Source organism: Staphylococcus sp. GDY8P120P (genome assembly GCF_017892065.1).
GTDB classification, from domain to species: domain Bacteria; phylum Bacillota; class Bacilli; order Staphylococcales; family Staphylococcaceae; genus Staphylococcus; species Staphylococcus nepalensis.
In genome coordinates, this window is sequence record NZ_JAESKI010000003.1 from 413,191 (window position 1) to 424,442 (window position 11,252).

7 protein-coding genes are annotated in these 11,252 nt (G+C 31.9%); 6 read left to right on the forward strand and 1 reads right to left on the reverse strand.

Annotated elements, in window-relative coordinates:
- Nucleotides 1-417 precede the first annotated feature (417 nt).
- The 4 genes from KA900_RS04045 to KA900_RS04060 all read left to right on the forward strand — a co-directional run bounded on the left by KA900_RS04045 (nucleotide 418) and on the right by KA900_RS04060 (nucleotide 7,630).
- On the forward strand, nucleotides 418-1,731 hold the full coding sequence (locus tag KA900_RS04045; protein ID WP_103373569.1) for an LCP family protein: 1,314 nt from the start codon (nucleotides 418-420) through the stop codon (nucleotides 1,729-1,731).
- Between the two features lie 22 nt (nucleotides 1,732-1,753).
- Nucleotides 1,754-2,224 (forward strand): DUF2538 family protein, encoded by a 471-nt coding sequence (locus KA900_RS04050; protein ID WP_096810437.1) that lies wholly within the window; start codon nucleotides 1,754-1,756, stop codon nucleotides 2,222-2,224.
- A 79-nt stretch (nucleotides 2,225-2,303) separates the two neighbouring features.
- A complete protein-coding gene (locus tag KA900_RS04055; protein WP_096811227.1) occupies nucleotides 2,304-2,726 on the forward strand; it encodes a GNAT family N-acetyltransferase in 423 nt (140 codons plus the stop codon).
- Between the two features lie 221 nt (nucleotides 2,727-2,947).
- A complete protein-coding gene (locus KA900_RS04060) occupies nucleotides 2,948-7,630 on the forward strand; it encodes a glucosaminidase domain-containing protein (RefSeq protein ID WP_210139319.1) in 4,683 nt (1,560 codons plus the stop codon).
- A 369-nt stretch (nucleotides 7,631-7,999) separates the two neighbouring features.
- On the opposite strand, the gene KA900_RS04065 is transcribed toward KA900_RS04060, so the two are convergent.
- Complete coding sequence (locus tag KA900_RS04065; RefSeq protein ID WP_096810439.1) at nucleotides 8,000-8,422, reverse strand: MarR family transcriptional regulator; 423 nt, start codon at nucleotides 8,420-8,422, stop codon at nucleotides 8,000-8,002.
- Nucleotides 8,423-8,624: 202 nt separating this feature from the next.
- Here KA900_RS04065 and KA900_RS04070 point away from each other — a divergent pair, with 202 nt between their 5' ends.
- A complete protein-coding gene (locus KA900_RS04070; protein WP_096810440.1) occupies nucleotides 8,625-9,629 on the forward strand; it encodes an acyltransferase family protein in 1,005 nt (334 codons plus the stop codon).
- Between the two features lie 120 nt (nucleotides 9,630-9,749).
- On the forward strand, nucleotides 9,750-10,907 hold the full coding sequence (locus KA900_RS04075; protein WP_096810441.1) for an aminotransferase class I/II-fold pyridoxal phosphate-dependent enzyme: 1,158 nt from the start codon (nucleotides 9,750-9,752) through the stop codon (nucleotides 10,905-10,907).
- Nucleotides 10,908-11,252: the final 345 nt, after the last annotated feature.

An 11,252-nucleotide genomic window follows, 5' to 3' on the forward strand; every position in this document is an offset into this window, starting at 1 on the left:
AAGGATTATGCTTTATGACACCTTTTATAAGTTATTTTAAAATTTCAAACTATGCTATCCACTTTATTTTTAATCTTTGAACTTATTTTTTAAACATCATCTCTTTAACCATCAATAACATTTATCATATGCTAATTATATCGTATGTTTATAAATAAATCATTTTTAGCTACATGTCTTTTTTATAATTATTTTTAATTGTGATTGACGTCGTTTCTATCAGTGATCATATTCTATGATATACATTTCAAACTTTAGTTGGATAAATTCTTTGTTGATATTTTATTATGTTAGATATAAAATTATAAGTTATAGTACAAATTTCTCTTTACAATAATTTAATGAAATTAGCGAAATTTTAACATTAAACCAATATTGTAATATAAACCAAATCATATACAATGGGGAGCTTCTTACATGAATAAATTTTTTAAATACTTTTTAATATTTCTATCTTTAATTCTTGTAGTTGTTCCAGTTATATTTGCCATTTTATTACTTAAATCATCGCAAGGTGCTTTTGAAAATTCATTGAACACAAGTGATACGTCCAGAGAATCAAGTATTCGTGAAACAAAAGTCAACCCTTCTGAAGATCCAATTTCTATTTTGTTTTTAGGTATCGATGATAATAGTGGTCGTCAAAAAAATGGTCAAAGTGCTGAACAATCAAGAACTGACGCAATGATACTATCAACATTTAATGCAGATAAAGAACAAATACGAATGTTAAGTATTCCACGTGATACTATCAGTTATATTCCAGAAGTTGGGTATTATGATAAAATTACACATGCACACGCCTATGGCGGCCCTACAGCATCAATGGATTCTGTAGAAGCAACGATGAATGTTCCAGTCGATTATTATGTAAGAATTAATATGGAAGCATTTGTAGATGCTGTAGATGAACTAGGCGGTATTGAGTATGACGTTCCATACGATATCTCCGAGCCAAATACAAATGATACTGGCAAGATTAAAGTTAAAAAAGGTCATCAAAATTTAAATGGTGATGAAGCTTTAGCAGTTGCTAGAACACGTCATCAAGATTCAGATTTAAAACGTGGTCAAAGACAAATGGATTTAATCAAGAAACTATTTGTCAAAGCTCAAAAAGCAGATTCATTTAGTAAGTTAGACGACGTTATTGAAATAGTTGGTAAAAACGCCAAACATAATTTAAGCTATAAAGATGTTAAGGCATTAGCTACTTCTTACTTAAAAGACGACGTTGAAATTAAAAGTAAACAACTTGAAGGTGAAGATGATTACTTAAACGGTGTATATTACTACAATCCTAATATTAAAAATATACAAGATACTGCTAATATTTTGCGTGGTGATTTAAATTTACCTAAAATTACAGACACAAATGATTTCTTAAATAAACGTGTTATTGATTTTTATGGTACACTCGTACCACAAACAGAAATTGATAGTAGTTTATTAAGAAAAAACCAAAAGAGCAGTTCTGACCAAAAAGATGATAACTCAAACGAAGATAATTCAGGAACGTCTTCCGAAGAAAATAATATGAACCAACAAGAAACTGAAATGCCAAATGGAAACCAACAAAATAATAATCAATCAATGCAACAACCAAATGAATCAAACCAACAAATGGATCCAAATCAGCAACAAAATCCTAATCAACAACCAAACCAAAACCAACAACCAAATCAAAACCAACAGCAAAATACGCAAGAATTAGAAACAAATTTATATTAGGCTGTAGAAAGGAGCACGTGGTATGTCACGAAAAACATATGAAAAATTAGTAAACATAAACGGCATGTTCAATGTTTTAGAACAACAATTAATCCATAGCCAAGATATGGCACATTTTAGAAATGAATTTTTCTATGTTAATCACGCACACCGTGAAAATTATGAAGCTTTGCGGATATACTACAAAGATAGTGACCATAATCCAGTTGTGGATGGTGCGTGTTATATCGTTGCACTTCCAGAAATTTTTGAAAAAGTTGATGTTTTCCAATCAGAATTGCCCTTTTCTTGGGTTTATAACCAGAATGGCATCACGGAAACTATGAAACAAATCAGTGTGCCCTTACAATATTTAATTGCCGCAGCTTTGGAAGTAACAGACGTCAATTTATTTAGACCGTCAGGATTTACTATGGGGATGAACAATTGGAATATCGCCCAAATGAGAATTTTTTGGCAATACACTGCCTTGGTTAGACAAGAAGCTCAATAATTCGTAAAATAACTACCCTATCACACTATAGTTGTGATAGGGTAGTTTTATTATATTAATAGAAAAGAGGCTATTTATGATTTTTAAAATTGTTAATACATCTGATATGTTAAACGATGCATATGAAATTAGAAAAAAAGTTTTTGTGCTTGAACAAGGCGTCCCACTCGAAAATGAAATAGATCAATTTGAATCTTCTTCCACTCATGTTATAGGTTATGACAATCTTCAGTCCCCTTTTGCTACTGGAAGATTTAGAACCTATAAAAATGGCGCAAAAATTGAAAGAGTGGCTATTTTAGCTTCTCATAGAAAACTAGGATACGGTAAATCTCTAATGCAATTTATCGAAGCAGCAGCAAAAGAAGCAGACTATCATACTTTAACTTTGAATGCTCAGTGTCATGCACAACACTTTTATGAAACATTGGGATACACAACGTTTGGTGATGTTTTCTTAGAAGAAAATATAGAACATATCGTTATGACGAAAACAATCTAAATAAATTATATTTAAAATGCATCTTTATTATGTAACATTCCAAAGGGTGTAATATTTTAATACCAAAAAAATAAGGCGTGTTTACGCCTTTTTTAAATGTTTTATACTTTTCCCCCGGCTTAATAAGATTAATTTTATATTACAAATCAATGAAATCAATTTATTAAAACTATAGTCGTATTATAATGGTATTAAATAATAACAGTAAAAGGGGCAGTTAAATGACTAAGAAAAAATTAACTTATAAAGTACCTTCAATCGTTGCATTAACATTAGCCGGCACAGCTTTGACAACACATCACGCACATGCGGCTGACAATAATCAAAACCAAACGTCAAGTAAGAATGTGTTAGACGATGGAAATACTTTAAAACAAGGCGAAGAAATAAAGTCTGAAATTAGCAAACCAACAACCAATATTTCAGGCACTCAAATTTATAATGACCCTACGCAAGTTCAAGCACTTTCAACAGATGAACCTGAAAATTATGACGCTCAGTTAGATGAACTAGATAAAAACACATCAAGTCAAAATACATATAATGCTCAAAATCAAGAAGAACAAATTAATTCAGAGCAAAAAGAAACTGAAACTAATGAAACTTCAAAACAATCATTAGAGAAAACTTCAACTACTGCTGAACAAATTCAACAAGATCTAGTTGAACCTACTTCTGAAAATGAAACTGCTACTCAAGCAGAAAAAACGAGCGATACTCAATATGACCAAGTGGATAATATTACAACTGGTACAGAAGACAATAACGCTTCTCATGAAAATACTGAAACAGAATCTGACAAAACATCTACCAAAACGGGAAATATTAACGATGCTCAAGTTAATGGAAACACAGCTAGTGTAGCAAATAGCAACGCTTCTAATAATGATGCAGAAACTCAATCTGAGGACACAACTCCGTCTAATCAATCAGTAAACAATGATAACAGTGGCGAAGTGGAAACGGATGATTCTACTACTGTCGCTAAAGATAATGATACTGCTAATGATGAAACTGAGGCAAAATCTGATGAAGTGGCTTCTCAAAAAGAAGATACGAACGATGCTAAACATGCGCAAGACAATGACACAACAACTAACGTAAAAGACAACAACACTTCTAACGATGCAGAAACTCAATCTGAGGACACAACTCCGTCTAATCAATTAGTAGACAATGATAACAGTGACGACGTAGAAACGGATGATCCTACTACTGTCGCTAAAGATAATGATGCTGCTAATGATGAAACTGAAGCAAAATCTGATGAAGTGGATTCTCAAAAAGAAGATACAAGCGATGCTAAACATGCGCAAAACAATGACACAACAACTAACGTAAAAGACAACAACACTTCTAACGATGCAGAAACTCAATCTGAGGACACAACTCCGTCTAATCAATTAGTAGACAATGATAACAGTAATGAGGTAGAAACGGATGACCCTACTACTGTCGCTAAAGATAATGATGCTGCTAATGATGAAACTGAGGCAAAATCTGATGAAGTGGCTTCTCAAAAAGAAGATACGAACGATGCTAAACATGCGCAAAACAATGACACAACAACTAACGTAAAAGACAACAACACTTCTAACGATGCAGAAACTCAATCTGAGGACACAACTCCGTCTAATCAATTAGTAGACAATGATAACAGTGACGACGTAGAAACGGATGATCCTACTACTGTCGCTAAAGATAATGATGCTGCTAATGATGAAACTGAAGCAAAATCTGATGAAGTGGATTCTCAAAAAGAAGATACAAGCGATACTAAACATATACAAGCAGTTAATAACAAAACAACTAATGTAGCAGACAGCAAATTTTCTAACGATAAGGTTGAAACAAAATCTGATAAAGTATCTACACCTTCTCCATCTGTCAGTACAGATATAGAAGAAAATGATTCAACAAACTCAGATAATAATACATCACAGGAAATTGCACATGTATACAGTAATACATCTGCGCCAAAACTAAGAATGGCAAGATCTGTAAGTAGCAGCCCAACAACAGCAACAAGGTCTGCTGTTAGCACTAAATCTGCAACTAAAAGTGCATTACCAAAATATACACCAAAAGTAAATTCATCTATTAATAATTATATTCGTAATAATAATTTCCAAGCGCCAAATTATGAGCAAGATATTGCAAGTTATTTACCAAAATATCAGTATCGTTATGGCAAACCTGAAGGTATCGTTATGCATGATACAGCCAACGATAATTCAACAATTACTGGCGAAATTAATTATATGAAAAATAATTATAATAGTGCATTTGTACATGCCTACGTAGATGGTAACCGTATTATTGAAACAGCAAATACTGATTATTTAGCATGGGGCGCTGGCCCAGCTGCAAACGACCGTTTTATACACGTTGAGTTAGTTCATACGCATGATTACGATTCATTTGCACGTTCAATCAATAACTATGCTGATTATGCAGCTACAAATTTACAATATTATGGTCTCGCACCTGATAGTGCTGAGTACGATGGTGTTGGTACTGTTTGGACGCATCAAGCAGTCAGCAAATATTTAGGAGGATCTGACCATACTGATCCTCATGGTTATTTGGCAAACCACAATTATAGTTATGACGAACTTTACGATTTAATTTATGAAAAATATTTAATTAAAACTGGCCAGGCAGCTGCTTGGGGCTCAAGTTCATCAGGAAGTACAAGTGGCAGTAAAAATGAATCAAATAATTCTACGACGAAACCAAACACTGGTAAATTAACTGTATCTAAAAATGATGGTGTTGGACGTATAAATACTAATAATAATGGTTTATATACGACAGTTTATGATCAAAATGGTAAGAAAACGAATCGTACAAACCAAACATTAAAAGTTACAAAATCAGCTACTCTAGGAGATAAAAACTTCTATTTAGTTTCTGATTACAATAATGGTAATTTAATTGGTTGGGTGCACCAAGCTGATGTGGATTATAATACAGCTAAAACAGTTACAAAGCATAATCAAACTTATAAAATAAAACCTGGTGAAGTTGTTTACACAGTACCTTGGGGCACAAGTTCTCAAAAAGCAGGCACAGTTTCTGGTACTTCTAACCAAACTTTTAAAGCAACAAAACAGCAACAAATAGGTAAAACAAATTACGTTTACGGTACAGTTAACAATTTATCTGGTTGGGTAAGCGTGAGCAAGTTATCTTCAACAAATAATACAGCTACCTCCCCTACTACAAACACAGGACAATTGACTGTAAATACACTTACAAACAAACAAGGTACTGTAGCTAAATCGAATCATGGCGTTTATACATCTGTGTATGATAAACAAGGTGTTCAAAAATCTTATGTTAATGGCAATACTTACAAATTAAGTAAGAAAGCTACGTTAGGAAATAATTCATTCTATTTAATTACTGATAATAAAACAAATACAAACTTAGGTTGGATGCAGACACGAGATATCACAGTTAAAGAGGCAGCTACACAAGCTACTTCAACGCCGACTAAATCAGTTAGTAAGATTGGTCAATTAAATACAAATAATGCAGGCATCAAAACGACTGTTTACGATCAAAAAGGTAAAGATGCATCTAAATTTGCTGGACGTACATTTACAGTTACAAAGCAACGTACTCAAGGCAACAACACGTATGTTTTAATCCAAAATTCGAAACAGAATACGCCTATTGGTTGGGTCAATACCAAAGACATTAATACTCGTAATTTAAGTAAAACTAAAGCTACAAATGGACAATACACAGTGAAAGGAACTAATAATGGCTTATATGCAATCCCATGGGGAACTAAAGCACAGCAATTAGATACCCAAAATAATATTAAGCATAACAACTTCAATGCCTCTAAATCTGTATTCGTTGATAAAGATGAATACCTTTACGGCAACGTTAATAATAAAACATGTTGGGTTTCTGCTAAAGATTTAAATGCAGTTCAATCGCAATCGGATATCACACCACAAAAATTCGATTATATCATTTACAACGCTAATGGAAGTTACTATCTTGATCCAAATTCTACAAAAGCAGCTGGCTCATTAAAAGATTTCCATGAAAGTATCTTCACGGTTTTTGAAAAACAAATCATTAATGGTGTAACTTGGTATCATGGTAAATTATCTAACGGCAAGGTCGTTTGGATTAAAGAAAATGATTTACGCAAAGAACTTGTGAAATACTATAAATCTAATTTAACTTTAGATCAGGCAGTAGCATTACAACATGGTTTAAAATTCAAGCCTCAAATTCAGCGTACACCTGGAAAATGGGAAGATGCTACAGCTAATGAAATTAAAAACGCTATGGATAGTAATAAACTTGCTAAAGATCCAACTCAAAAATATCAATTTTTACGCTTAGACAAAGCACAAAATATTTCTGGAATGGATTTAGATAAATTACTTGTTGGTAAAGGAATTTTAGAAGGTCAAGGGGAAGCATTTAGTGAAGCTGCACAAGCTTATAACATTAATGAAGTTTACTTAGTTTCACATGCACTTCTTGAAACAGGTAACGGCACTTCAACGCTTGCTAATGGCGGCGATGTTGTAAATAATAAAGTTGTTACTGATGGATCGAAAAAATACTATAACATGTTCGGTATAGGTGCAGTTGATAGTGACGCTGTTAAACAAGGCTTTGTCACAGCTAAAAACAATGGTTGGGATACTGTTAAAAAAGCAATTGTAGGCGGCGCTAAATTTATTGCAAATTCGTACATCAATCAAGGGCAAAACACTTTATATAAAATGCGTTGGAATCCGGACAACCCAGGGGTACATCAATATGCAACAGATGTTGCATGGGCATCTCATAATGCTACACGTATCAAAGGTTTCTATGATTCAATGGATAAATTAGGTAAATATTTCGACGTAGATACGTATAAATAATTCAATTTAATTGGCTCTTTGTCAAAGAGAACTGATACAAAATTTTGAGATTAAGCAACCTAAGTTGTTTAATCTCTTTTTTTGATCGAAGAAGCGTCAAGTCTCGGAATTAATATGATATGCAGTATATATAAAAAACAGGTCTGACTTTTATATCAGCCCTGTTTAATATAGAATCTTAAAAAGCCTTAGCCATAGAAAGTGTCTACAACCTTTATAATATTGGCAGAAGTTGATTAGAATAAGCTTAAACTATTATCGAACTAGTTCATTCCCTTTCGTTCATATATAAATCAAGATAGCGAAATACTACTCATAAAGTTGATTTATATTAGTGAATAATTCTAAGTGTATGATTTTGAATCTTTTCTATTGGACGTAGGTATGCCGATTATTTAGTTTATGTAATAAGTTATTTAAACACTCAATATCCGTTGAGGTTAAATTTTGACATCTCGCTTCAATTAAAGCTACCCTTACTTCATTGATTTGTTGCACAAGCGCTTTGGTTTTTTCTGTAACCATTAAATCTTTACATCTTAAATCTTTGCTTGATTGTTTACTCGTAATATAGCCCATCTGACAAAGTTTTTTAATCCATCGAGAGACAATAGACTGTTCTTTATTAATTTTCATAGTTAAATCATATTGCGATAACATGTTGTAATGGTGTAAAATACGTAACATTTCTAATTGTTCTGATGTCAGATCAGTGCGCTGCCCAAACCTTCTGCTAACTAAATTTAAATCGTTACTTGTAAGTGTAATTAATTGCTCAAGTTGTTTATACATGTTGTTTCATCTCCACTACTTTAATTAAAATGTTCAATAGCATTTAAATTTATTATTTTATTTTCTAATATTATAATGTTATTCTTCCTAATATACAATGATAATCTACAAATCAGTCGATTTTGTTGCATTTGTCATATGTTTTATAATAAATTAGTAACAGTGATTATATTTTCACCTGCATTATAAAAGGAGCAACCACATGGCACAATTAAAAGAAAGAGACTTTTTCTTTGATAATGCAAGGATGATATTAATATTTCTTGTTGTATTTGGTCATTTATTACAACCATACACGGAAGAAAGTAAATATCTATCATCGCTTTATTTAACTATTTATAGCTTCCATATGCCGTGCTTTTTATTTATTTCAGGTTATTTTGCTAAAAAAGCAGGCCAAGCTGGTTATTTAGAAAAAGTTTCTAAAAAATTATTAGTACCTTATTTTATTTTCTTTGTATTTTTTACTTTTTATTATTATTTCACTGGAAAGGAAGATAGCGTTACATTTGATCCTTTTGATCCGGTGTTCGCATTATGGTTTTTACTTACCTTATTTTTCTTCCATGTCATATTAGTCATAGTAAAAGATTATAAACCTTATTATGTCTTACCTATTGCTATAATTATTTCTTTATTTGCAGGTTATTCTGATAATATTGACAATTATTTAAGTTTTTCAAGGACAATCATGTTCTTCCCTATATTTTATTTAGGTTATTTATTTACAAGTAATCACACACTTACATTAAGAAATAAAAAGTTTGCCCCTATCGCTATGGGTGTACTTGTAATATTTTTCATCATCTATACTATACATCCAATTAATTCTGATTGGCTTTTAGGCCACTCGCCTTATATGTCACTCGAAGGTAAACTTGACCTTTATAGTCCAATAAAACGTTTACTATTATACTTTATTATTTTAATAACGATGTTTTCTTTTCTAAACTTAGTTCCAGAGAAAGAAAGATTTTTCACTTATATTGGACGAAGAACAATGTATGTTTATCTATTACATGGTATCGTTATTGGCGTTATACGTGGGTTTGGTGTCTATCCTTTTAAAGAGCATATTTCTGTGATGACTTATATATATCTTATCCTGCTAACAAGTATCATTGTATACGTGTTATCAACAAAATTTATTTCGAAATGGACTAACCCAGTGATTAACTTGCAAGCCCCTTCTAATTTTAAAGAGTAATGTTATATTAATCCGATTTGTAGTGCATACAAATATGTTATGATAGTAGTAATTTGATAAATTAAGCTATCCGTACCTATTTTAACTACAAATCGGTATTTCTATTTTGAGGTGAAAACGATGAAACTATCATTAAATGACAATTCCAAATTTTTAACAGCGCCAAGTATTAGACAATTTTCAAATAAAATAAAAGACATTGATGATTGTATAAACTTAACTATTGGTCAACCAGACTTTCCTATGCCTGACGTAGTGAAAAATGCTTATATTAATGCTATAAAAGAAGACCAAACGAAATATTCACATAATAAAGGCTTACTTGAAACAAGAAATGCAGTTAGTCAATATTTCAAACAGCGTTATGGTTTTCAATATAGTTCAGAGGAAATTATTATTACTAATGGGGCGAGTGAAGCATTAGACACAGTTTTAAGAAGCATTATAAACCACGGAGATGAAATATTAATCCCTAGCCCTATTTACGCTGGATACATACCACTGATAAAAACACTTGGTGGCATACCTGTGTTTATTGATACAACTGAAACGAACTTTAAAATTACACCCCATGCCATAAAAAAACATATAACATCTAAAACTAAAGCCATTCTATTAAACTATCCTACTAACCCAACAGGTGTAATTCTAACTTATGACGAAGTTCAAGCGATTACTAATGTACTAAAAAATGAAGCAATCTTCATCATTAGTGATGAAATTTATGCCGAAAATACGTTTAATAACAAACATACTTCCTTTGCCGAATTCGAATCTATTCGTGATCAATTGTTACTAGTAAATGGTTTAAGTAAGTCGCATTCTGCAACTGGCATTCGCATTGGCTTTTTACTTGGTCCAGAATATTTAATAGAAAAATTAACTTTTATGCATGCGTATAATTGTATTTGTGCTAATGTGCCTGCTCAAATTGCATGTATTGCTGCTTTAAACGAAGGCCTAGATGCTCCACAATATATGAATAAAGCCTATATGGAAAGACGCGATTTTTTAATTGATAAACTTCAATCTCTCGGCTTTAAGTTAGATGCTAAACCAGAAGGTGCATTTTATATCTTCCCCAATATTGAAAACTTTACAGAAGATGATTTTACATTTTGTGTCGATGTGCTTGAAAAAGCCCATGTTGCAATGGTTCCTGGTTCTTCTTTTACAGATATTGGTAAGGGGCATGTACGTATTTCATATGCTTATGAACTCGATGCTTTAAAAGAAGCTATGAGAAGGTTAGAGCAGTATCTTATAGAACGATATTAATTGTATAACGGTGATGCTTTGTTATAGTATATTAAAACTTAGCGTCGCTGTTATAGTTTATTAATAAGGAAAACTGTAACGAAAAGAAAACGCATACATAAACAGTTAATAAATATTTTTCTGCAAATTTTTGTATTAATTTATAAAACATTTCTATATCTTCTGGATTTATATAAAACTGTTGTAACATGTCACTGCAATTTGTTTAAAATGATCTTTTAATGCTGTGCCTCTTTCTGTTCATTTTACTTTAATGCTACGTTCGTCTGCCTCTATTCTTATTCGTTCAATCAATCCTTTCTTTCCTAGACTTTTATAATCGTGCTAATTATTCCTGAAGCTAAA